This is a genomic window from Vibrio sp. St2, assembly GCF_947311885.1.
In the GTDB taxonomy this organism is placed as follows: Bacteria; Pseudomonadota; Gammaproteobacteria; order Enterobacterales; family Vibrionaceae; genus Vibrio; species Vibrio coralliilyticus.
In genome coordinates this window covers 70,424-92,370 of the sequence record NZ_CAMZNA010000002.1, presented here as the reverse complement: position 1 = coordinate 92,370, position 21,947 = coordinate 70,424, and the positions used below count along the sequence as shown (strand labels likewise).

The 21,947-nt window shown below is 43.4% G+C and carries 21 protein-coding genes; 12 read left to right on the top strand and 9 right to left on the bottom strand.

Translation table 11 applies throughout. The annotated features are described in order from the left end of the window. The first annotated feature begins 453 nt into the window (after positions 1 to 453). Positions 454 to 1,305 carry an MIP/aquaporin family protein gene (locus tag QMA41_RS07030; protein ID WP_006961086.1) on the top strand — a complete coding sequence of 284 codons (852 nt, stop codon included), beginning with the start codon at positions 454 to 456 and terminating at the stop codon, positions 1,303 to 1,305. Between the two features lie 45 nt (positions 1,306 to 1,350). After that, positions 1,351 to 2,865 carry a glycerol kinase GlpK gene (gene glpK / locus QMA41_RS07025; RefSeq protein ID WP_021458028.1) on the top strand — a complete coding sequence of 505 codons (1,515 nt, stop codon included), beginning with the start codon at positions 1,351 to 1,353 and terminating at the stop codon, positions 2,863 to 2,865. A gap of 56 nt (positions 2,866 to 2,921) precedes the next feature. On the opposite strand, the gene QMA41_RS07020 is transcribed toward glpK, so the two are convergent. Both QMA41_RS07020 and QMA41_RS07015 read right to left on the bottom strand, forming a co-directional pair. Next, on the bottom strand, positions 2,922 to 3,173 hold the full coding sequence (locus QMA41_RS07020; RefSeq protein ID WP_029236068.1) for a YgjV family protein: 252 nt from the start codon (positions 3,171 to 3,173) through the stop codon (positions 2,922 to 2,924). Between the two features lie 294 nt (positions 3,174 to 3,467). Further along, positions 3,468 to 3,788: a DUF496 family protein gene (locus QMA41_RS07015; RefSeq protein ID WP_006961083.1), complete on the bottom strand. Its 321-nt coding sequence runs from the start codon at positions 3,786 to 3,788 to the stop codon at positions 3,468 to 3,470. Between the two features lie 193 nt (positions 3,789 to 3,981). Between QMA41_RS07015 and QMA41_RS07010 the strand changes: the two genes are divergently transcribed. From QMA41_RS07010 to luxQ, 6 genes are all read left to right on the top strand, one after another. Next, positions 3,982 to 4,176, top strand: coding sequence for a hypothetical protein (locus tag QMA41_RS07010; protein ID WP_064486358.1), 195 nt, complete (start codon positions 3,982 to 3,984; stop codon positions 4,174 to 4,176). A 29-nt stretch (positions 4,177 to 4,205) separates the two neighbouring features. Further along, a complete protein-coding gene (locus QMA41_RS07005; protein ID WP_082315334.1) occupies positions 4,206 to 4,865 on the top strand; it encodes a YceH family protein in 660 nt (219 codons plus the stop codon). Beyond that, a complete protein-coding gene (locus tag QMA41_RS07000; protein WP_019275432.1) occupies positions 4,865 to 5,182 on the top strand; it encodes a GIY-YIG nuclease family protein in 318 nt (105 codons plus the stop codon). The genes QMA41_RS07005 and QMA41_RS07000 overlap by 1 nt, the downstream gene beginning before the upstream one ends. 66 nt (positions 5,183 to 5,248) lie before the next feature. Next, positions 5,249 to 6,388, top strand: coding sequence for a conjugal transfer protein TraF (gene traF / locus QMA41_RS06995; protein ID WP_281629229.1), 1,140 nt, complete (start codon positions 5,249 to 5,251; stop codon positions 6,386 to 6,388). 148 nt (positions 6,389 to 6,536) lie between these two features. Then, the gene (locus tag QMA41_RS06990; RefSeq protein ID WP_040121667.1) at positions 6,537 to 7,634 is read left to right on the top strand and encodes an autoinducer 2-binding periplasmic protein LuxP; all 1,098 of its coding nucleotides are present in this window, start codon (positions 6,537 to 6,539) and stop codon (positions 7,632 to 7,634) included. Beyond that, a complete protein-coding gene (gene luxQ / locus QMA41_RS06985) occupies positions 7,634 to 10,204 on the top strand; it encodes a quorum-sensing autoinducer 2 sensor kinase/phosphatase LuxQ (protein ID WP_281629228.1) in 2,571 nt (856 codons plus the stop codon). The genes QMA41_RS06990 and luxQ overlap by 1 nt, the downstream gene beginning before the upstream one ends. Here luxQ and QMA41_RS06980 read toward each other — a convergent pair. The 6 genes from QMA41_RS06980 to yccS all read right to left on the bottom strand — a co-directional run bounded on the left by QMA41_RS06980 (position 10,190) and on the right by yccS (position 16,926). Next, a complete protein-coding gene (locus QMA41_RS06980) occupies positions 10,190 to 10,855 on the bottom strand; it encodes a PilZ domain-containing protein (RefSeq protein ID WP_040121665.1) in 666 nt (221 codons plus the stop codon). The two genes, luxQ and QMA41_RS06980, sit on opposite strands and share 15 nt — an antisense overlap. 106 nt (positions 10,856 to 10,961) lie before the next feature. Beyond that, positions 10,962 to 12,494, bottom strand: a complete 1,533-nt coding sequence (gene glpD / locus QMA41_RS06975; protein WP_171339374.1) for a glycerol-3-phosphate dehydrogenase — start codon at positions 12,492 to 12,494, stop codon at positions 10,962 to 10,964. A 221-nt stretch (positions 12,495 to 12,715) separates the two neighbouring features. Continuing rightward, positions 12,716 to 13,975: a hydroxymethylglutaryl-CoA reductase gene (locus tag QMA41_RS06970; protein WP_029236119.1), complete on the bottom strand. Its 1,260-nt coding sequence runs from the start codon at positions 13,973 to 13,975 to the stop codon at positions 12,716 to 12,718. Between the two features lie 90 nt (positions 13,976 to 14,065). After that, positions 14,066 to 14,344, bottom strand: coding sequence for a hypothetical protein (locus QMA41_RS06965; RefSeq protein ID WP_006961074.1), 279 nt, complete (start codon positions 14,342 to 14,344; stop codon positions 14,066 to 14,068). A gap of 56 nt (positions 14,345 to 14,400) precedes the next feature. Then, complete coding sequence (locus tag QMA41_RS06960) at positions 14,401 to 14,562, bottom strand: hypothetical protein (protein ID WP_281629227.1); 162 nt, start codon at positions 14,560 to 14,562, stop codon at positions 14,401 to 14,403. A gap of 183 nt (positions 14,563 to 14,745) precedes the next feature. Then, positions 14,746 to 16,926, bottom strand: a complete 2,181-nt coding sequence (gene yccS, locus QMA41_RS06955; RefSeq protein ID WP_281629226.1) for a YccS family putative transporter — start codon at positions 16,924 to 16,926, stop codon at positions 14,746 to 14,748. A 200-nt stretch (positions 16,927 to 17,126) separates the two neighbouring features. On the opposite strand from yccS, the gene helD reads away from it, so the two are divergent. Together helD and cutA are read left to right on the top strand one after the other, a co-directional pair. Next, positions 17,127 to 19,193, top strand: a complete 2,067-nt coding sequence (gene helD / locus QMA41_RS06950; RefSeq protein WP_281629225.1) for a DNA helicase IV — start codon at positions 17,127 to 17,129, stop codon at positions 19,191 to 19,193. Positions 19,194 to 19,208: 15 nt separating this feature from the next. Continuing rightward, the gene (cutA, locus tag QMA41_RS06945) at positions 19,209 to 19,529 is read left to right on the top strand and encodes a divalent-cation tolerance protein CutA (protein WP_045987300.1); all 321 of its coding nucleotides are present in this window, start codon (positions 19,209 to 19,211) and stop codon (positions 19,527 to 19,529) included. On the opposite strand, the gene QMA41_RS06940 is transcribed toward cutA, so the two are convergent. After that, positions 19,493 to 20,113 carry a DUF2238 domain-containing protein gene (locus QMA41_RS06940; protein WP_019275939.1) on the bottom strand — a complete coding sequence of 207 codons (621 nt, stop codon included), beginning with the start codon at positions 20,111 to 20,113 and terminating at the stop codon, positions 19,493 to 19,495. The two genes, cutA and QMA41_RS06940, sit on opposite strands and share 37 nt — an antisense overlap. A gap of 231 nt (positions 20,114 to 20,344) precedes the next feature. On the opposite strand from QMA41_RS06940, the gene QMA41_RS06935 reads away from it, so the two are divergent. Both QMA41_RS06935 and QMA41_RS06930 read left to right on the top strand, forming a co-directional pair. Next, the gene (locus QMA41_RS06935) at positions 20,345 to 21,184 is read left to right on the top strand and encodes a 2OG-Fe(II) oxygenase family protein (RefSeq protein ID WP_281629224.1); all 840 of its coding nucleotides are present in this window, start codon (positions 20,345 to 20,347) and stop codon (positions 21,182 to 21,184) included. 132 nt (positions 21,185 to 21,316) lie between these two features. Continuing rightward, entirely contained in the window at positions 21,317 to 21,934 is a 618-nt protein-coding gene (locus tag QMA41_RS06930) for a DNA-J related domain-containing protein (RefSeq protein WP_019276866.1), read from the top strand. Positions 21,935 to 21,947: the final 13 nt, after the last annotated feature.

Genomic DNA, 21,947 nt, shown 5'->3' with positions numbered 1-21,947 from the left:
CATTTTGTTTTCGGTATCTTGTTCACAAATGAGCGAACGAGTATTTAATGGTTATTGTGTTACTAGTAAACAATCAGGTTTGTTTTCAATTAGTCAAAATACGGGCAGGCGTACACTGTTTAAACTGTCAAAAAGTATACGTAACAATAGCTCAACATATGTCGGGGTCGTGATTAGAGTAAATACACCTGTTTTTATTAAAGGCCTGGCGGGCATAAGTCTTAGCGGGTAAGCGTTCGGATGATATGAGAATAGTGTTAATAGTGAATCTGAAAGTGAAGATCAAAAAATTGATTTAATTAACAAAATAGAGAACATAAAAATAACAAAATGTGCTCGAACGCTCATTAATGGGGAGTGAAAGTTTAATCTCACGCTCATGTATGCAAAATACAATGCGCAATCAATAAAAAAACTAAATTGCACATATTAATGTAAACAAGGACTCTTACTATGACTAATAGAAAACCAACCTTACTTGGTGAATGTATCGCTGAGTTTATAGGTACTGGACTGTTGATATTCTTTGGCGTTGGCTGTGTAGCCGCTTTAGTACTGGCGGGCGCTCAGTTTGGGCAATGGGAAATCAGTATTGTCTGGGGCTTTGGGGTTGCGATTGCTATCTACTGTACGGCAGGTGTGTCAGGAGCGCACATTAACCCGGCTGTAACGATTGCATTGGCTGCTTTTCATGGATTTGATAAAGCAAAGGTTGTTCCATACATCATCGCTCAAATGTTAGGCGCTTTTTGTTCAGCTGCACTCGTATACAGTCTGTACAGCAATTTGTTCGTCGATTATGAAATTGCACATGGTTTTGCTCGCAGCAGCCAAGATGCACTGGCCACGGCAGGAATCTTTTCTACATACCCTCATGCGTCGTTGTCATTTGCAGGAGCGCTAGCAGTTGAGTTTGTTATCACAGCAGTTCTGATGTTTGCTATTTTGGCACTCGGTGATGAAAACAACGGTGCTGCACGCGGTGCAATGAACCCTCTACTTATCGGTGTTTTGATTGCTGTGATTGGTGGTTCTCTTGGTCCACTAACAGGTTTCGCAATGAACCCTGCACGTGACTTTGCTCCTAAGTTGTTTGCATACCTTGCAGGTTGGGATTATGCGCTCTCAGGTGCTAAAGACATTCCATACTTTATTGTTCCTATTTTAGGTCCGATTGCTGGCGCATGTTTTGGCGCCTGGGCTTACCCGAAATTTATCGCTCAATACCTACCGAATACAGGTACAGGTTGCACGATTCCAAATCAGTGTGAAGACACTGAAGAGAATCAAGAAGCGCATGTTTAATACTAAAATTACTAATAGAAATATAGAAACGAAAAGGAAATGATCATGACTGAGCAAAAATACATAGTCGCGCTAGATCAGGGCACCACAAGTTCAAGAGCGGTTGTACTAGACCACGACGCAAATATTGTTAGCGTTTCTCAGCGTGAGTTCACTCAAATTTACCCAGAAGCGGGTTGGGTAGAGCATGATCCAATGGAAATCTATGCAACACAAAGCTCAGTGTTGGTGGAAGCATTGGGTAAATCAGGTATTCGTAGCGACGAAGTAGCCGGTATTGGTATTACAAACCAACGTGAAACAACCATTGTTTGGAACAAAGAAACAGGCAAACCGATTTATAACGCGATTGTTTGGCAATGTCGTCGTACTGCTGCAATCTGTGAGGATCTCAAACAGCGCAATTTAGAAGAGTATATTCAAGAAAATACGGGCCTAGTCTTGGACCCTTACTTCTCCGGTACCAAAATCAAATGGATTTTGGACAACGTTGAAGGTGCACGTGAAGATGCTGCGGCTGGTAAGCTACTGTTTGGTACGGTTGATACTTGGCTGGTATGGAAGATGACTCAAGGTCGTGTTCACGTAACAGACTACACTAACGCGTCACGTACGATGCTGTTCAATATCAATACACTTCAATGGGATGAGAAACTGCTTAAGGAAATGGACATTCCGTTGTCTATGATGCCTGAGGTGAAGAAATCATCAGAAGTGTACGGTCAAACGAACATTGGTGGTAAAGGGGGCACGCGTATCCCAATCGCTGGTATTGCAGGTGACCAACAAGCAGCACTGTACGGTCAGATGTGCGTCAACGCAGGTCAGGCGAAAAATACCTACGGTACGGGTTGTTTCCTTCTAATGAATACCGGTCAGGAAAAAGTGACCTCAAAGAATGGGCTTCTAACTACGCTTGCTTGTGGACCTGCGGGTGAACCAGCTTATGCATTGGAAGGTGCGGTCTTTATGGGTGGAGCATCGATTCAATGGTTGCGTGATGAAATGAAGCTTTTAGCAGACGCAAAAGATTCTGAATATTTTGCGACTAAAGTAGACACATCTAATGGCGTTTATGTAGTACCTGCCTTTACTGGTCTTGGTGCTCCGTACTGGGATGCATATGCACGTGGTACCATTGTTGGACTGACACGCGGCGTAAACTCCAACCACATTATCCGTGCGACACTAGAAGGTATTGCTTACCAAACACGCGACGTCCTTGATGCAATGCAAGCAGACTCTGGAATTAAGCTTGAAGCACTTCGTGTTGATGGCGGTGCAGTTGCGAACAACTTCTTGATGCAGTTCCAGTCGGATGTTCTTGATACACAAGTACTTCGTCCTAAGGTCACAGAAGTTACGGCGTTGGGCGCTGCTTATCTTGCAGGCTTGGCAGTTGGTTTCTGGGATAGCTTAGATGAAGTGGCGGATAAAGCGGAAATCGACAAGACATTTGTTCCTCATCACGATGAAGAAAAGCGTAACCGACGCTACAAAGGCTGGAAGCGTGCCGTGAAGTGTGCTCAGGCTTGGGCAGACATGCACGACGAAGAGTGATACAAAAACGCCCCGGACATGGCCGGGGCGTTTTGATTCATTCAGCTAATTATTTGCTATGCAGCACTTTCTGCTTCAGTGCTCTTTTTTTCGCTTTGCATCTTCGCAAGGAAGTAAACATTAACGCATGCAATAAAGCCATTAGTCACAACGACTGGCCAAGCATCAATCATAAGACCGTAAGCAGTAAAAAGCGCACAACCAATGAAGTTCAGCACGCGCAGCTTAACAATGTCTTTCATGGTTAGAGAAATTGCTACCATGATAGATGCAGCGTAGCCTAGAATTTCAACCATATTCATATCCATAATTTGACCCTCTAAAAGTTTGCCGAACAGTGTCGGTACCAATTCTTCTCGCCTTGAGATAACTGAGGAAGCTCCATGCCTCGAATGGTCTGAATAATTATCTGTAGAAAATATAACAGGGCTAAATGTGTGATGAAAGCCCCAGTTTTGGGTTTGTAGAAGGTTAGCGATTACGCAAACGTTTAATGTAGTTTACTAATTTGTAATAACTAAAAATGTTGGCTGCTCTAACTGTCATTACTAAAAAAGCCCACATTTAGTAATGTGGGCTTGGTGTGCTACTAGTGATATCAACTACTTCTTTTTACCCTGAAGCACTTGTTTGTCTTCTTCCGTTAGCTCACGGATGCGACGACTAATATCACGACGTTCTTTCGAGATTTCTGCGCTCTTAATGATGTGGTCATCAACGCGATCTTCATAATCAGCTTTCATGTTTTTGATGATGCCGACGATCTCATCAGGCGTCATATCTGGCTTGATGTAGTCCATCAGGTTCTCAAGAAGATCGACGCGCTTACGGTTGTCACGAACCTTTTTTTCATTATCAAGCAGTTCACGTTTTAGCTTATTCTTACGACGGGCCTGAGCTACAATTTCAAATACACCACTCATAGGTTTCTTTCCTATATTTACTTACCTTTAACTGTCTTCGATTAAAACACAACATTCCTGCCGATAACAGTCTTAAGATCAATCATTACAAGGCGTTGACGATTTTATCACCAATCTACTTATTAGGTGATTGAGCAAGGGCTATAGTTCAGGATATGATTTCGTTATTGATATCAACTAACACCGCACCACTATGCGAACTTCTGACATTATTATCCCTAAAGTTGAGCCTGCTGAAGTGCCCCAGCGTTCGAGCAAAATCATCGAAGCTTACAGAAAAGAGCGTACTCGTCAGGAAGTGACGGAAGTCGAATTAAACCGTAGTAAAATCGTGATGATCGATGAAAACGGAAACATGAAAAAAGTTCCCATCCTTTCTGAACATTGATTTGGGAAGATTCAAATAAGGAAATAAAAATGAGCATAGAACTAAATCCTGTTGAAGCCCGTGTTATTGGCTGCCTGATTGAAAAAGAAGTCACTACACCTGATTACTACCCGTTAACTTTAAACAGCTTGACCAGCGCATGTAATCAGAAAAGCAACCGCGAGCCTGTTATGGCCTTAAGTGAATTGGATGTTCAAGAAGCAGTCGATAGCCTTATAGGGCGCAGGCTGGTTAGCGATGAAAGTGGATTTAATAGTCGTGCCAGCAAGTTTCAACATCGTTTTTGCAACACTGAATTTGGTGATTTGAAACTGACCAAGCAAGAGAAAGGTATTGTTTGCTGCATGCTTCTGCGCGGCGCTCAGACGCCGGGTGAATTGAGAACGCGTACGAATCGATTGGCCGAATTTTCAGATGTTAAAGAAGTAGAAGCAATATTGGAACGGCTGGCTGCACGTGAAGAAGGTGCATTGGTCGTGAAACTGCCGCGTGAAGCCGGTAAGCGTGAGTCACGTTATATGCACTTGTTTAGTGGTGAGGTGGATGTAGAAGCTATGGCAGCGACAAGTGTTTCTTCAGTTCAGCCAGCTGCTAACAGTGATCGTGTCGAGGCGCTTGAACAAGAAGTGGCGATGCTAAAGTCGGAAATGGCAGAACTCCGTCAACTTGTCGAGCAACTAACCGCTTAATGTCTCAGCCGAAACAAACTGCAACGTGTTCGGATTGGTACGTTTATCTTATCCGGACGCGTTTGAATGCTTTGTATTGTGGTATCACTACAGATGTTGAGCGACGCTACTCTCAACATCAACTAGGTACCGGCGCGAAAGCGTTAAAGGGTAAAGGGCCATTGACACTGGAATGGTCAGCTAAAGCGGGTCAAAATCGTTCAGCGGCTTCCCAAATAGAGTACCGCATCAAGAAGCTCACGAAATCTCAAAAGGAGCGGTTGATTTCTGGAAGCTCAACTCTGAGTGATTTTTTCGATATCGATCTACTCAATTAAATTCCCGTCGTTTTCTGAAATTTGTATTAACCTTGATTATGAGACGTCAAAAAGGTTGATATGGATATGAAACTATTAAGAAAAACGTCAATAGCAGTGGCGACAGGTTTAATTTCTTTAACCGCTAACGCAGCAACAGTAGTCCCAGATGGTCGTGGGAATGGGATGGGGAACACTGGAGTCACCACCGCTGATTATGTGTTAGCGCCTTTCTACAACCCCGCTTTGGTGGCTGTGTATCGAGATTCGGACACGTTTGGGATACTGCTTCCTGGTATTGGAGCTCGAATTCGAGATACAGACAAAACCCTTGAAACCGTTGATGATCTTCAGGATGCAATAAAGCAGTTTGAAAGCAACCCTTCTACACCAGGAATTGAAGCCACTATCAATGGTTACTTAGACCAACTCGCAGACGACAAGCCACTTGGTGTGAATGGTGGTGTTGTTGCTTCGGTTGCGTTACCTCTGAACGCTTTTTCAACAAATTTATTTTTGCGAGGCTATGCGGATGTGATCGCAAAAACAGATATTTCCAGCTCTTCCAATACCCAAACACGCTATGAAAACTCTCGTGTAGACATGATTGCATTCGGATACAGCGAGTTTGGTGTTGCTGTTGCAAAACGTATGACTCTTGCAGGACAAGATGTTTCATTCGGCATATCACCAAAATTCCAGACGATGCGAACTTACAAACAAGCGCTGACGGTGGAAGATTTTGATTTGAGTGATTATGACCAAAGCGAAACCAAGGAAAACGCGTTTAACTTGGACCTTGGTGCCGTATGGTTTTATGAACAATTCCGTGCTGGAATCGCAATTAAAGACTTGTTTTCACAAGAGCTTCAAACGCTTGATATAAGCGGCGTGAGTACTTATAAGCTTGATACTCAGGTGACAGTGTCAGGTGCTTATGCGCTGGATTATTTTGTCGCGACGGTTGACTGGGATTTGACTAAGCAGGAGCGATTTACTGACCAAAATGATGATACCCAATTCTTACGTTTTGGTATTGAAGGTAATGCTATGGGGTGGGCACAACTCAGAGCTGGTTATGAAATTGATTTGGAAGATACATTAGACAACTCAATTACAGCAGGCATTGGTATTAGCCCAGGTGATTTGGTTAGCCTAGACTTGGCGGGAAGTTATGCTGGTGATAACCAATATGGCATCTCAGGTAATTTGTCTTTTACGTTCTAGACTCAATTATGCATAATTGGCCTATTAATGTAAGTTGATGTTTTTAATAGGTTAATTTGTAACCACATAATCGACATGGTTGGGAATCAAATAGTAACCTTTAATAAATTAAAAACTAAAGTTAGCTAGGTATCCAAGAGGGCAAACAATGTTTAAAGCAACGCTGTTATCATTGGCGGTCGCTGTATCAGCGACAAGTCAGGCACACACTACACAAGTCCTCAATGGTTACTGGCAATACGACGAATATCTCGATTCCCATCCCGTACAGAAGCAGTTAACGGATGCGTTGTCTGAAACAGTAAGAAATTACCCAACTCCGATTTCGGCGAAGCAAGATAAGCCAGTTTCTATTGCTGTGGTTTATCCTGGGCAGCAGATTTCGGATTATTGGGTTCGAAATATCAAAGCTTTTGAAACTCGTTTAGAAAAGTTAGGAATCAGCTACAAGATAAACCAAGTTTTTACTCGGCCGAATCTCGATGTCAGACAACAAAGTCTTTCGTTGCTTGAAGCGGTTCAAAATAAAGCTGACTACTTGATATTCACGCTTGACACGACTCGTCACCGCAAATTTATTGAACATGTTTTGAGTTCAACCGATACCAAGCTCATTCTGCAAAATATTACGACCCCTGTTAGAGCTTGGGACGATCAGCAACCCTTCATGTATGTGGGGTTCGATCACATCAAAGGCGCTCGAATTCTTGAGCAGTACTACAAAGACACCATCCCCAAAGAAAGCCGTTACTCTGTGCTTTACTTTTCTGAAGGTTACGTGAGTGATGCTCGTGGTGACACGTTCATTGAAGAGATGAGTCATCATGATTCGTACAAGCTATCTTCATCGTATTACACCACAGCAACTCGAGAATCTGGGTTTAATGCTGCCGTTAAAGCGGTAGAGAAAGATCCAAGTATCTCCTTCATATATGCGTGCTCTACAGATGTTGCCTTAGGAGCTGTAGAAGCGCTCAAATCGATGAAGAGAGAGGATATTCTTATTAATGGTTGGGGTGGTGGTAGCGCCGAGTTGGAGGCTATTTCTAAAGGCGATCTAGATGTTACAGCCATGAGAATGAATGATGACACTGGTATTGCTATGGCAGAAGCTATTAAGTGGGATCTTGAAGGTAAAGATGTGCCGCACGTCTACTCTGGTGACTTTGAAATAGTGACCAAAGCGGACAGCCCTTCAAAAGTTGAGAAATTAAAGCAGAGAGCGTTTAGGTACTCGGATCAATAATGGCATTGTTAACGAGGCGAGGCAGCAAAAGTCGTCTCGCCACATTACTTACCCGTTCTATATTCCTCACTATCGGTGTTTTATCGTTGGTGATGGTGTTCCAGAACTATCAAGTAAATCGCCAGGTCGTCTCCCAAGAGGTGGCTCGCTCAAAGCTGCAAACGCAAAGCTTAGTGCAGCAAATTTTCAATTTCCGACTTAAAGCCCTCGAAATCCAGCAAGATAGTTACAGTCGCAATGAATCTTTGGTTGAGGCTTTTGCTGAATCTGATGTAAATGGACTGGATCGCTTTTTTAATGGTATTGACCAAGCTGCCCCAGAGTTGGCGCCTGATTTTCGTTTTATCACAGCGGAAACAGAAGTCGTCTGGGATGATTCTAATTACCAGTTCTATGGTATCTCACCCGATCAGCTTTCTCATCTAAGTGATGATATGACCACAGGTGGCAGTTGGCACTTGTCACAAACTCCTTCCTTGTTAGGTACGCGTTATCTGATGGTTCGTCGGGTGCCTATCATTAACATGGCTTCTGGCGAAGTATTGGGTTATCTCCACATTGGCGTTGTGATGAACAATAACTTTGCGTTGATCAATGCTCTATTGAGAGGTAGTAACGCAGATCAAATCCTGCTTTCTGTTGGCTCAGAAGTGATCGCGTCGAGCACCAAAGACAAAGATTTCCGGCACATCGAATGGCTTGAAGAGTCTGCGTTGGATTTCACCGCCAGTAAATACATGGTATCGAAGACAGACCTGACCATTAGCAATGTGGCAACCTTTCTATCGATTTACACCATTCAGGATAATCAATCTATCGTGATCCTTATGCGAAGCCACTACATATGGGTGGCAGTAGCAGGGTTACTTTTGGTTGTCATTGCGATTTATAGCCGCTTGTGGCTTGGAAAACGAGTATCGAAAGAGCTCGCTAACTTAATGCGCTATACCGAAAGTACGGTCGAAATTAAAGATGCCAGTAAGTTTCCTGGCTCTCCGATTGAAGAATTTAATCAAATTGGTCAATCATTTGAACTGTCATTCCAACGATTAAGCGAGCAAGAAAAGCAATTTGCTGATTTGTTCAATTTCTCCCTTTCTCCCATTACTCTTTGGGATGTGGAAGGAAAATTGATTAGAAGCAACCCAGCCGCAGAGCGCAGTTTTCGTGTAGAAATGGGTGATGAGCAAAATGATTATCAGCTTTTGGTTGAGAAGCTTGGGCCACATATTCGCATGTGTGCGAAAGGAGCTACGCTAACGGGTATTAATATTGCCATTAGAGAGAAAACTTATCGCTGGAACCTTTCCCCCATCTTTGTCGATAAGGGTATAAACAATATCATGGCGCAAGGTCAGGATGTGACTAGCTTTGTCGATGCTGAGATTCAAAGCCAAGCGGCAAGAAAAGAAGCTGAAGAGTCCGCAAGAGTAAGGGCGGATTTCTTAGCTAAGATGAGCCATGAATTGCGGACGCCACTTAACGGAATTTTAGGCGTTTCCCAGTTGCTTAAAGGGAAAATATCTAATACAGACGATATAGAGCATTTAGACGTACTGTGTAACAGCGGTGAACACCTGCTTGCGGTATTGAATGACATTCTTGATTTTTCTAAGATCGAACAGGGTAAGTTCCATATTCAATCTGCCGATTTTCGCTTGGTCGAATTGATCAGCGCCGTTGAAAAAATCTATACGCCATTGTGTGATGAAAAAGGCATTGGATTTGTTGTGGAAACTAATGTCAGCAATAACACTTTCGCTCATAGTGATCAGGTCAGGTTGAATCAAATCTTGTTTAACTTGGTCAGTAACGCAATTAAGTTTACTCACGAAGGTGAGGTAACGGTGTCACTATTTTGTGATGGTGAAAGTCCAGAATCGCGCTTGAACATCAGCGTTAGAGATACGGGGATCGGCATTGAACGTGAGCGTATTTCTCATATCTTCGAACCTTTCGTGCAAGCCGAAGCGACGACAACACGCGAATATGGCGGAAGTGGACTTGGTTTAGCGATAGTCCACAGTTTAGTCGAGATGCTAAATGGACAGATTGAGATTGAAAGTTCTATAGGCTGTGGGACTAAATTCAGTTTATCTGTACCGATTGAACTGACTGAGTCCGTTGAGCAGGTTGAAACCAGTACATTCCTGATTGAGCCTGAAAACCTATTTGATAGAACATTGAATGTTTTACTTGTCGAAGACAATCATACCAATGCATTTATTGCGAAGGCGTTCTGTGAAAAATATGGAATGGAGGTGGCTTGGGTTCAGGATGGGCATAATGCTATCGATCATCTGAAGAAATCGGATAACGTTGATCTAATCTTGATGGATAATCAACTGCCAAATTTAGGTGGTATTGAAACGACTAAAATCATCCGCGAAGATTTGAAACTTGATATTCCTATCTTTGCCTGTACTGCTGACGGAATGCAGGACACCAAACGCGCATTTTTGAGCGTTGGCGCCGACTATGTAATTGTCAAACCAATTAAAGAACTAGCTCTAAATCAGGCATTCATTCATTACAAAGAAGAATTTCTTACCAAGCTAGAAGAGTGTTGATAGCGCAGATTGCTCTAGCAACTCTTGCTTCAATTCATCAGACATTTCAATTTCCTCACTGAACTTTATGCCAAAGCGATGGCCTTTCTTTTCTTTCTGAATCCCGACAATAGTATATTTAAGGCGTTCTGGGATTAGCTCATTTAGCGGTGTGTCCAACTCTATATTGCTGCTTTTCGTTAATTCACACTCACCTGAAATAAAAAATGCGCATCCAGAAACTGAAAAATCGACCATAGCAGCTTTATAACTGATGGTGTTTGATTTGACTTCAATAGGAATGTCCAAAGCATACCTTTCATGCTCGCGTATAGGTTTAGAAGCGAAGTGCTGAGGCATACGAAGGAAAATCAGATGTCCGGGTGAACTGATTTGAGAAATGACAGAGGTCTTAAAGGCAACGATATGACCGAGTTTGGTATTCGTTATTCCCCTTATCACAATTCCTGCATTGTTTATTTTTCTCATGACAAGCGATTCTTTTGCTTTCTGAGGTAAATCAATGATGAGAAACTGATTAGTTTTACAGCCAATATAGTGGGTGTTAAACGGGTATTGATCGGCAGGGCCAAACTCAATGGTTGCAGAGAGTCGCATTCCGGGAATAAGTAATTTAACAAGTTCAGTTGCAGCGTCATTCACAGAGGGCATGGTCAAAACATCTTATTATTATTTGAACGATATCTTTTTAAATATACTCCCTTCATGAACAAGTGTAACTTCTGAAACTAAAAATGGGGGCTTAGCCCCCAGTTTGTTAGGCGCATTGTTCGTGGATACTGTATTCAGTTCCATCAAGGTAGCTCTCAATAGCTTGATAGCATTCTTGGTCGCATAATAGGTGAAGTTTGCTTCGGCGCTTTAAGACATCTTCAGCGTTGGTGCCAAGCTCATGCTTTACTAGATAGTCGATTTCTTTTTGATAGATTCCTGCAGAGAACTTGATACCAAGATCTTGCTCTGTGCTCACACCTTCTAGAAGCTGTTCAACTCGGCTGCCGTAAGCTCTTAGCAAGCGTAAGCGTGTTTCATTATCTATAAACGGAACTTGCTTCGCCAATTGAGCTTCCATCTTTTCCCATGTGAAGTCTTCGCCACCAGGAAGTGGGGCGTTCTTTGTCCAAGACTCTTTCAAGTTGAAGTATGGAGAAAGATGCTGCATCGCAGATTCAGATAGCTTTCTGTAAGTTGTTAATTTACCGCCAAAGATGGAAAGTAAAGGTGCTTCTCCATCTTTATGATCCAGTGAGAGTGTGTAATCTCGAGTAATCGCCTGTGGTGAATCTGACTCATCATCACAAAGTGGTCTCACGCCACTAAAATCAGCAACAACATCATCGATCGTGATTTGTTTGCGGAAGTGCTGATTCGTCACATCGATCAGATATTGTTTCTCTTCTTCACTAATCGCGACTTTACGAGGGTCGCCTTTGTATTCGACATCTGTAGTTCCGATCATCGAGAACTTACCGAGGTAAGGAATGACAAACACAATACGGTTATCTTCATTTTGCATGATGTAAGCCTGCTCTTCATCATGAATTTTTGGAACGATGATATGCGAGCCTTTGATCAATCGAATACCGTAAGGGGAAGGCAGTTTAGTGTTCTCGGTCAGGAATTCTTTTACCCATGGACCCGTTGCGTTTACGAGCGCTTTCGCTTTCCTGAAAAACGTTTTACATGTACGTTGATCGTATAGCTCTACGTGCCAGATGCCTTCAATACGCTGGGCCTTAGTGACTTTACAATAGTTACTGACCTCGGCACCTAGTTCTTGAGCTTGGATGACGTTAAGGACAACCAATCGCGCATCATCGACCCAACAATCTGAGTATTCAAAGCCAACGTTCAGTTCAGGTAAGGTAACATTCTCATTATCTAGCTTAATCTTCTTACTGCTAGGCAGAGAGGTTCGTTTTCCCAAATGATCATATAGGAACAAACCTGCTCTGATCATCCAAGCAGGGCGAAGAAATGGTCGGTGAGGCAACCTAAAACGCATGGGAAAAGCGATGTGTGGTGCTTTAGCGAGTAAAACTTCACGTTCTGCTAAAGCTTCACCTACCAAGCGGAATTCATAATGTTCTAAATATCGAAGTCCACCATGAATCAATTTTGAACTAGCAGAAGAGGTCGCGCCAGCAAAATCTTGTGCTTCATATAGGCCGACTTTTAAGCCTCGACCTGCTGCGTCCACTGCGATACCGGCACCATTAATGCCACCTCCGACAACTATTAAGTCCAGCAATTCTTGTTCTTTTTGTTCTTTTAAGTAACTAACGGTCATCTTTTTGATTCCTAATGTTCGAACGAGCATTTATTTTGAGCAATATAACCACATTATAATCACAGATGTTAGATTTTACCTCACTAAATATGATCTTGATCATTCTAATGAGTGCATTTCGAAAGTTAATCGAGTGTTTTTTTGATTGAAAGAAAATTAAGGAACAAAAAAAGGCCCTCGATTTATCGAGGGCCTTAATTAACGAAAGAGCTAGCTAGGTGCTATCTTGCAAGCTTTTGATGAGCTCGTGAAAAGTGTCCGGCGCAAAATGCGCCAACAATTGAAAGTTCACCTGCGAGACATAGCACTGCAGCGACTTCCGCAAGGGCTTTTGCTTTTCCTGTACCTAACAGCCCCATCAGCTCCAGACAGGCTTTTTGGCTAGGCAAATGTGTTCCTCCACCCACGGTTCCAACCATCAAGTTTGGAAGAGTGACACACGCATATAACCCACCTTGTTTGTTCAACTCCATGCGAGTAATGCCGATTGCCGACTCAGATACACACGCAGCATCCTGACCACAGGCAATATATAGTGCAGCAAGTGCATTCGCATAATGAGCATTTACACCAATAGAACCACTCAAAGCGGCGCCTGTTGTGGTCATCTGACCGAACTTAACCATTTGCTCGGGTGTGGTATGCAAGTACTTTTCGACCAGCTCTCTGGTTAGTTGAATTTCTGCGGTCACTTTTTTACCACGAACATGACGTAGGGTGTGCGCATTTGGCTTCTTGTCACCAGAGAGGTTGCCATCAAGGAAGGCATCTTGAGGCGAGATAGGGGAGTGATCCAATATGTAATTGAAGACTTCATTGGTTGCGATTGTCACCATGTTCTGGCCAGATGCGTCACCAGTATGAAACTCAAAAATTAGATAGACATGGTTACCTTCAATATTGATGTTAATGTCGTGCAACTGACCATGCGAGGTGGTCGATTCTGCCACTTGCTTGAAATGGTCATATTGGGTGACAACCCACGCTACGAACTGACCAGCGTCTGCAAGGTTTTGAAACTCAAACACAGGAGTTCGGGTGACTCCTTCGTTTAAAAGCATTGCGCTAGCGCCTCCCGCTGCAGTAATTAATTGTGAGCCTCGATTATAGGAGGCGACCAAAGCAGCTTCGGTTGTCGCGAGTGGGATAAAGTAATCGCCATTGGCATGCAAGCCATTGACTCGTAGAGGGCCAGCAAGACCAACGGGTAGTTTCACTGTACCGATAAAGTGTTCGATGTTCTTATTGTAGAGCTCAGCTTGTTGCTCGGTTACTGGGTCGAGCAGCGCGTCACGATCAGTCAACGGACTGAGCTTATCCCAACGTTTAGCCAAATTTTTCTCAGAGATATAAGGGCTTGGTGTTAACCGCAAAGCGGGCCTCTGAAAATGGGGGCTCATTAGTTGTTCAAGTTGTTCGGATTGTGGCCCTTGATTGAAGACTGGATTATTGTCATGGTGAGACAAGTTTAGTTTGGGCATAGCGAAAACAGACATTAAAATTATCAGTGGATTCTAACGACTCTGAACGGGAAGACAATATCTTGTTTACCTATTGGTACAAATTTCCAGCTACACGTGTACGTCGAGTAACGTACCAATCATTTCTTGATCACGTTGTAGCATATTTGTCCCAATGCGGCTGTATTGCTCGGCTTGAGTCAGTTTGATCATGGGCTCGATATCGGAGGGTTCTGGTTGTTTGAATTCAACTTTATTGAACTCATAGGATTCGTCTTTTTGAATAGGGTTGGGTTTGTGGACTTGATTGATCTCACGCGCAGCTTCGTCAGCCATTTTTGATGACTGTTCGATCAGTTGATAACCTGGCTGAACTGAGGAAACTGACATGGACACCCCCTGTATAACTTAAGCTTAAGGTGTGTTTGCGTTTTCAGCAAGTTGTGCTAAGAAAACAGGCTAGAGATGAGCTTCTGCTCTTCATCCGTTACCAAAATAGGTCGTGAGCCTTCTAGTGTTTCTGTTATCTCGCCCTTTAGTGCACGCAATTGCTGAGGGCTTAAATTTTTTATCTGTTCTTTGAACAGTTCAAACTGTTTAGGGTTCATATTAGGCTGCCTCCGAATCAATCCAGTTTTCTGGTTCGAAAAGCAAGAGATGTTTCCTTTCATCTTCTTACTCCCGTAAGAATTATCTGACTCCAGTTTATGGAATAGAGGTGAAGTTTTGTCCGGATAATGTCAGGTAGTGTTAGAGAAAGGTGAAGGAGACCGCAACGCGGCCCCTTATAATTAGTGCTTTTTATCGATAGTATCTAATTGATTTACGCGCACTGCGAACTTGCTTGCCAATGAGTGTAATTCAGGTAGCATTCTGTATATAAGGTACAACTGCTGTAAGACCATTTTAACGGAATTGTCATCTTCTTCACGCCATTCAGCCAACCTTGCCTCCATTGCTGGATCATCGATGTCACTGGTATCGCAGGTATCACAATGGTCGTTCAACTGATTAAACAAAATGTCCAAATGGTGGTGGATAACCCGATGCGCATCGAGTACGAGCTTATGCGTGTCCTCGTCGTTAATTCTCGTTCTATGAGCACCCAACGCAGAGATGTAACTGAGTAGCGCGTGGCTTAAGGTTAAGAAACGAAAGCTCTCATCTACCGCAGAACGATACCGACCTGGCTCAGCGAGCATGGAACTGATCGCGTTAGTCAGATTAGCGTCATGGTTATGGGCACTTCGCCGCGCGATTCGATAGGTAAGGCTGTCTTTCTTACCTATCCGGTATTGACCAATGATCTGTGCAAGGTAGCTTCGATTTGCTTGAATCGTATCTGCCATCACAGTGTGGAGCCGTTTTGACTGCCAATCTGGCAAAATTAGAGCGACGGCAACTACTGCCAAAGCGCAGCCAATAATCGTATCGGCCAAGCGTGGTAGAACGACGGCATAGCCTTCTCCAAGTTGGTGGAAGCAGAATAAGACCAACACAGTGATAAAGCCTGTAGCGTAACCGTAATTTGCCAATCGGAAAGCAAAGAAGGCAACACCGGATACGACAATAAAGACCAGTTGGCTCTCTTGAGAAGGGAAAAACGTTAATAACGGTACACCAATCAATAAGCCCGCAATGGTGCCTAATACTCTAGCGACTAGCTTCTGTCGTGTGGCACTGTAGTTAGGCTGACAGACGAACAAGGTCGTCAGTAGGATCCAATAGCCTCTTTCGATACCGAAAGCCTGAATGATTCCATAGCCAGCGGTCAGAGCGATAGACATGCGGATTGCGTGACGAAACAACATCGAATCTTTGTTTAGATTGGATGTAATACGTAGCCACATCGCTTTAAGTGTATGAGCCTCTGTATCATCAAGCACATCCTCTTCCAACGCACTTGCATCGGGGTTACTGATGTTGCTGAGTTGCTTTTCTACCGTCGCAAGGTTATTGAACAGGTAATTGAGTTGGTTAAGAAGGGATTTCCACTGGGGATTATTTTGTTCCTGTAGATGAGTAAGCGAGCTCATTAACTCATCTAATGCAACGACGGAGTCCTCGCTGTGTTGATACTCTTTTCCTAACCGAATGGCCTGAGCAATGTTTCGACACGCTTGAGCTTGGGTTTCCAGTAAATGTTTAAACCTGAATAAAACGTCCGAACGCCCAAAGTGCTCAGCCAACTCCTGATAACGGTAATGGCTGGAACTGACTCGTTCGTGAATATCTTGTGCGAGGAAGTAAATATTGAGAAATCGGTCGCTTGCGCCATCCACATGACCTCGTTTTGAACGGCTGAGCAATGTGGCTTTACACAGGTTTAATGCTGTAACCGTGGCTGCGTTGAGTGTTGCTTCTTTAATCCGGAAAGGCTGAGGCTCTAGATTGGTAACAGGGTGGAATAACTGGCTTCTAGATTCGAGGTAGTTAGCTAATTTAAGAAAAACGGTCGCTAGGCTTTGTTGAACGGGCTGCATAGGCCATAACGCTGACCAAACTATCGACATAAAGAAATACCACGCCGCGCCTGAAAGTAGCATTATTGGCTGTAGCCATATGTTGGTGCTTTCATGAGCGCCTAACATCGTGTAAATGGCGATTAGCAGCGACCCAAACGCGATACTGGCGTATCTAGGGCCTATTGCTCCAAGCATGATAAAACCAAAAGTAGACGCAAATAATCCGGCTGCGAATAGAATGGGAGTTTCAAACAGCAACTCGATAGAAAACGATGCAATAGCGAAACAAGCCAGCGTCAACACAATAGATTTGAGTCGGCCTGTGAAATTGTCATCGCTTTCAGCAAGTGCTGCAGCGATCACGCCTAAAATAAGCGGGATGATGTAGGCATCAATAGGGTAGTACCAGCTAGGAATGACGACGCCCAACAGAGTCACCAGAATGAGCAGGCTGTAGTTAATGGTCTTGTTTACCCAAAAAAGGCGGAGCTGACTGAAAAATTGCACGTTATCGATTCTTAGAGTTGCTTGATACTGACTATTGTACCTAATAGTCAATGGTAAACTTCTGATACGGATAAAGAAACAAGTCTGTTTGATTACCTTTTCTACACCGTGAGCTTAGCAGTAGATATTGACAGGATCTTTTCATTCTTCAATCCGGTTGAGTTATGATGTCGGCAATTGAATTCAAGGACAAAACAAGAATGCAGCTAATCGCCAACAAGACTGCACAATATCTTATTCAAAATGAATATCATCAGGTTTCTCTAGAGTCTGATTTTCTCGTATTAAGCTCTCGGGGCAGCGAAGAACGCATTCCTTTTAATGTTTGGAACGGCAAAGTTAAACTTAAGCGTGGCCTTTTCTGGGGAGGGCTGCAATTCTTTGCGCACCCAGAAGAGGGAAAACAGCAGTCCTGGTTAATTCAGGGATTACCATGGGAGCGTTGCCGAGACTTTGCGCGATTAGCGGTGGCTTCCTATCAGAAGTGGCACCACCATCAGTGTGTTCAACTCAATAAGTTTTTACCTGAATGGGAAATGGAAGTGCGTGGTTTTGAACGCCAGCCTGCGTTTTTAACCCATTCTACGGTCAATGCATGGCTTGAAAAGATGAATCGCGACTTTTTAACCATGGAAATGACGCTTGAAGATGCGCTTTTGCGAATGCCGGATCGTATGTCTGAGATTTTACCTTGGATTGATGACACCGATGAGGTGATGGCTACACGAAACCAACGTTGGATGGTCACTGAGTTAGAAAACTGGAAAGTACTCTTTTCACAAATCGAGTCTTCGCCATTGAATTTGTCTCAACAACAAGCTGTCTTGCTTAACGATGACAACAACTTGGTACTGGCAGGGGCAGGATCAGGTAAAACCAGTGTTTTAACAGCACGTGTCGCCTATTTGTTGCAAAGTCACTTGGCGCAAGCTGAAGACATTCTTATGTTAGCTTTTGGCCGCGATGCAGCAGAAGAGATGAAACAACGTCTCGAAAACAAAATCGGGCTTAGCGCTGAACAAGTGACAGTAAACACATTCCACCAACTTGGTCTTAAGATTTTAAATCAGGTTGAAAAAGATCCAGTCACTATTTCTCCCATTGCCTTGGATGACAACCTAAAAAATGCATGGTGCGTAGATTGGCTTAAAAAGCATTGGATGACACCTACCGCTTTCAAACGTTGGCAAAAACATCTACAAAAATGGCCAATAGCCTATTTAGCGGGTGATGATGAGCTTGGTAGTCACGTTGAAAACCCTAAGCTGATCGCTTGGCTAAATAAACAATTGAATCAGCTATCGGCGATGGGCTGTACGAAAAAAGAAATTCAACAAAGGCTGGTGGATCACAACGATTATACTCGCCTGAATAGTGAGCTTGCGTTGGTGTGGCCTTGTTATCAAGCGTGGCTGGATATGCTTAAGTCGGAAGGCCATATTGATTTCAATATTATGATCACTAAAGCGACACAGCACGTGATGAAAGGTAAGTTCAAGGCACCTTGGAAGTACATCATGATAGATGAGTATCAGGACATCTCACCTCAGCGGTTGGCGTTGGTAGAAGCGTTATGTCAACTGAAGGATGAGCGCAACTGTGTACTATTTGCAGTGGGGGACGACTGGCAGTCTATTTATGAATTTGCAGGCGCGGATGTTGATTTGACGACTGGATTTGCCGAACGCTTCCCACATTCTACGATCCATCATCTTGATACGACCTACCGCTTCAACAATCAGATTGGGGAAGTGGCAAACCAATTTGTTCAGCAGAACCCAGCACAGCTCGAAAAAGTGTTGCAGAGCCACAAAGAGCAGAAGGCGAAAGCTGTAACGCTGGCACCGAGTAACACTGTTGAGAAAATATTGGACGAACTCAACCGAAAAGCTAAAAGTACGCAAACTGTATTGCTTCTCGGGAGAAATCATTATCACAAGCCGGAGCTTCTTTCTGAATGGCAGAAACAGTTCGCTTTGTTGTCGATTGAATTTATGACCTGTCATGCGAGTAAAGGCAAAGAAACGGATTTTGTTATTGTTCTGTCTGTGGATGAAGGGCAGTTTCCTGCACGGGTTAAAGCGCTTCATATTGATGGAGCCTTGACTCAGTCTGAAGATACGTTCCCTTATGCTGAAGAACGCCGACTGTTTTATGTTGCTCTGACGCGAGCGAAGAAAAAAGTTTGGATAACTTATACAGGTTCAGGCTCGAGTTTTGTCAAAGAGCTGACTGAACAAGATTATCCGGTAATAGTTAAGAAATAGGGAGTTGGATTAAGTATGAGTGGCCAGTTCTGCGTTACGCTAACAACAACAAATAATGATGAAATCACACAGAAAATCATCAACTCAGTATTGAAGAAAGAACTGGCGGCCTGCATTCAGACCATGCCAGTCAATAGCCATTATATCTGGGAAGGTGAAGTGTGCTGTGACAACGAAACCCTGTTGATCATCAAAACCAAAAAAGCCTGCTATGCGGAACTTGAACAAGTGATCGTTTCCAATCATGACTATGAAGTACCTCAAGTTGTTCAAGTTCCGTTTACTGAAGGGTTTAATCCTTACCTTGCTTGGATTGAAGAAAACACCCGCTGCTGAGACACTAGCAAGCTCAGAGCAGTAAGTGCCCCCAGCGTATCCATAAGCATGTCTTTTTGTGCATCCCAAATATCACCTTGAGACCCTAAAAACGCGATGCCTTCGTCTCCTCCCGCGAGGGCAGCGTACCACCACTCAACAATTTCATAGCCTGCAGCCAGAGACATGATCGCAAATAGAGCAAAAGCGATTGCTAGCTTTGTGCTCATTAACCGTTTTTTGATCAAGTATTCGGCTATAGGGTAGGCGTACAAACCGATAGAGAAGTGCGCTACACGATCAAAGTTGTTTCTTTCTGAACCGATTAAGTTGTTAAACCAGTCAAATGGTACTTCGGCAAATGTGTATTTGGCACCGATGGTGTGCAATGTAAGCCAGATAAACATCAGGCAGTATGCGGTATTAGAAAACTGAAACTGACGCGATACAAGCCATATAAGTACCAGAATACCAATCGCTGGAATGATTTCAGCTATCCATACTGCGCGTGAAGAAGGCTCGAAAGCGGAAAACAAAAAGACCAGAGCGTAAGAAGCCGTTAAACCACTTAAAAGCGAAAATGAAGACCTGTTGTTTGAGTTCATTGAAAGGTTCCCTGAATACATTTCTATATATCATGCCATTTAATAAAACGGTGTTCAATTGTTCATTTGAACGTTTTCGTCAACTAATAATTAACTATTTATGTTGAAACGCGTAAACATCGCACATTTAACGCTCAAACTGTCTGTTTCATTTCATCAAAGTTTGATTTACCTATATGTCATACTTAAAATTGCCGCTCCAACTATTAAATAACTACTCAAAGTAAAGCCATGAAACTGGAAACTGTCGATTATCTAGCTGAAGATGCTGCTCAGCAATTTGTTACCTCACTACGTGAGACTGGATTCGGTGTATTGAAAAACCACCCTATTCCTAAAGAGCTTGTAGAGTCTATCTATGAGAACTGGTATCAGTTCTTTATGACTGAGCGCAAGAACGAGTTCACTTATAATGTTGAAACTCAAGACGGTTACTTCCCACCTTCAGTTTCTGAAGTTGCAAAAGGACATACAGTTAAGGATATTAAAGAATATTTCCATGTATATCCTTGGGGTCAAATGCCAGAAGAGCTTAAAGAACAGATCATGGATTACTATGATCGTGCCAACAATTTCGCTCAAGAACTATTAGGCTGGGTTGAAGCTTATGCACCAAAAGATGTGCAGGAGAAATTCTCTGTTGCTCTATCTGAAATGATCAATGGTAGTGACAAAACGCTACTTCGTATTCTTCATTACCCACCAATGACAGGTGATGAGGAGCCAGGTGCAATCCGTGCAGCTGCTCATGAAGATATTAACCTTCTAACGGTTCTTCCAGCAGCGAACGAACCAGGCCTTCAGGTTAAAGGTAAAGATGGTAACTGGATTGATGTACCTTGTGACTTTGGTAACTTGATCATCAACATCGGTGACATGCTTCAAGAAGCATCTGGTGGCTATTTCCCATCAACAACACACCGTGTTATCAACCCTACAGGTGAACGTCAGGAAACATCACGCATTTCATTGCCACTGTTCCTGCACCCGAAACCAGAAGTTGTTCTTTCAGAGCGCCATACAGCAGGCAGCTACCTGATGGAGCGACTACGTGAGCTAGGTGTTATCTAACCACGAATTTCCAAGAAAGAGCCAGCAAATGCTGGCTCTTTTTTTGGGTGATGATCGTCAATTCTGAGATAATCTCTCGACAAATGGGCCATTTTGCATTTTCATTAAAAATAAACCCGTCGTAGAGTGGATATGAACGAACATCAGGAAGTCGCGGCCCAGTTCCAGCAGTATATGGAGAATCCTTTGCTGTGGCCTATTATGGAAGTTCTCAGAAAACAGCCTTCAGGATGGAAAGTTCATACACTATCTTCCCATCTCAGCGAGCTAGAGCTACTGCCAGTGCTAGACGGTTCGCCCGAGAAAGACCTCTTCAAGCGTAATTTTCTTATTATGAACGCATTGTACCAATTGCAAGAAACCTTGTACCCAGACAACTGGCTACAGGTGCAAGCGATGGATATCGTGCTGATGCCTCAATCTAGAGTATTTGGACATGAAGTTGATCATGAAGATCCTTTGCGTGATTATTATCTCGATTGGCACAATTACGAAGCAGAAGAGGGGGAAGTTAAGAGGCTGCTGAATGAGTTCTGGACTCGTTATCGTGAATTTGTTGGCAGTACTAACGGCGGTGACATGGATCGAGCGAAAGCGTTGTCGCTGTTTAAACTTCCACACGACGCAAGCCCAACTGAAATCCGCAAGACTTGGCGTAAACTGGCGCTGAAATGGCACCCTGATAGAGAAAACGGAAATAGTGATCGCTTCCGCGTACTGTGTGAAGCTTGGCATGTATTAAGACATTGAAAAAAGCGCCTTA

Coding starts and splice junctions, on each gene's coding strand:
- QMA41_RS07030 (WP_006961086.1), top strand. CDS start 454: ATGACTAATAGAAAACCAACCTTACTTGGTGAATGTATCGCTGAGTTT.
- glpD (WP_171339374.1), bottom strand. CDS start 12,494: ATGACCGTTAGTTACTTAAAAGAACAAAAAGAACAAGAATTGCTGGAC.
- QMA41_RS06940 (WP_019275939.1), bottom strand. CDS start 20,113: ATGAACTCAAACAACAGGTCTTCATTTTCGCTTTTAAGTGGTTTAACG.
- QMA41_RS07005 (WP_082315334.1), top strand. CDS start 4,206: ATGAGCATAGAACTAAATCCTGTTGAAGCCCGTGTTATTGGCTGCCTG.
- QMA41_RS07020 (WP_029236068.1), bottom strand. CDS start 3,173: ATGGATATGAATATGGTTGAAATTCTAGGCTACGCTGCATCTATCATG.
- QMA41_RS06930 (WP_019276866.1), top strand. CDS start 21,317: ATGAACGAACATCAGGAAGTCGCGGCCCAGTTCCAGCAGTATATGGAG.
- QMA41_RS06990 (WP_040121667.1), top strand. CDS start 6,537: ATGTTTAAAGCAACGCTGTTATCATTGGCGGTCGCTGTATCAGCGACA.
- QMA41_RS06980 (WP_040121665.1), bottom strand. CDS start 10,855: ATGCCCTCTGTGAATGACGCTGCAACTGAACTTGTTAAATTACTTATT.
- cutA (WP_045987300.1), top strand. CDS start 19,209: ATGAGTGGCCAGTTCTGCGTTACGCTAACAACAACAAATAATGATGAA.
- QMA41_RS06970 (WP_029236119.1), bottom strand. CDS start 13,975: ATGCCCAAACTAAACTTGTCTCACCATGACAATAATCCAGTCTTCAAT.
- helD (WP_281629225.1), top strand. CDS start 17,127: ATGCAGCTAATCGCCAACAAGACTGCACAATATCTTATTCAAAATGAA.
- QMA41_RS07010 (WP_064486358.1), top strand. CDS start 3,982: ATGCGAACTTCTGACATTATTATCCCTAAAGTTGAGCCTGCTGAAGTG.
- luxQ (WP_281629228.1), top strand. CDS start 7,634: ATGGCATTGTTAACGAGGCGAGGCAGCAAAAGTCGTCTCGCCACATTA.
- QMA41_RS06935 (WP_281629224.1), top strand. CDS start 20,345: ATGAAACTGGAAACTGTCGATTATCTAGCTGAAGATGCTGCTCAGCAA.
- QMA41_RS06960 (WP_281629227.1), bottom strand. CDS start 14,562: ATGAACCCTAAACAGTTTGAACTGTTCAAAGAACAGATAAAAAATTTA.
- traF (WP_281629229.1), top strand. CDS start 5,249: ATGAAACTATTAAGAAAAACGTCAATAGCAGTGGCGACAGGTTTAATT.
- QMA41_RS07000 (WP_019275432.1), top strand. CDS start 4,865: ATGTCTCAGCCGAAACAAACTGCAACGTGTTCGGATTGGTACGTTTAT.
- glpK (WP_021458028.1), top strand. CDS start 1,351: ATGACTGAGCAAAAATACATAGTCGCGCTAGATCAGGGCACCACAAGT.
- QMA41_RS06965 (WP_006961074.1), bottom strand. CDS start 14,344: ATGTCAGTTTCCTCAGTTCAGCCAGGTTATCAACTGATCGAACAGTCA.
- QMA41_RS07015 (WP_006961083.1), bottom strand. CDS start 3,788: ATGAGTGGTGTATTTGAAATTGTAGCTCAGGCCCGTCGTAAGAATAAG.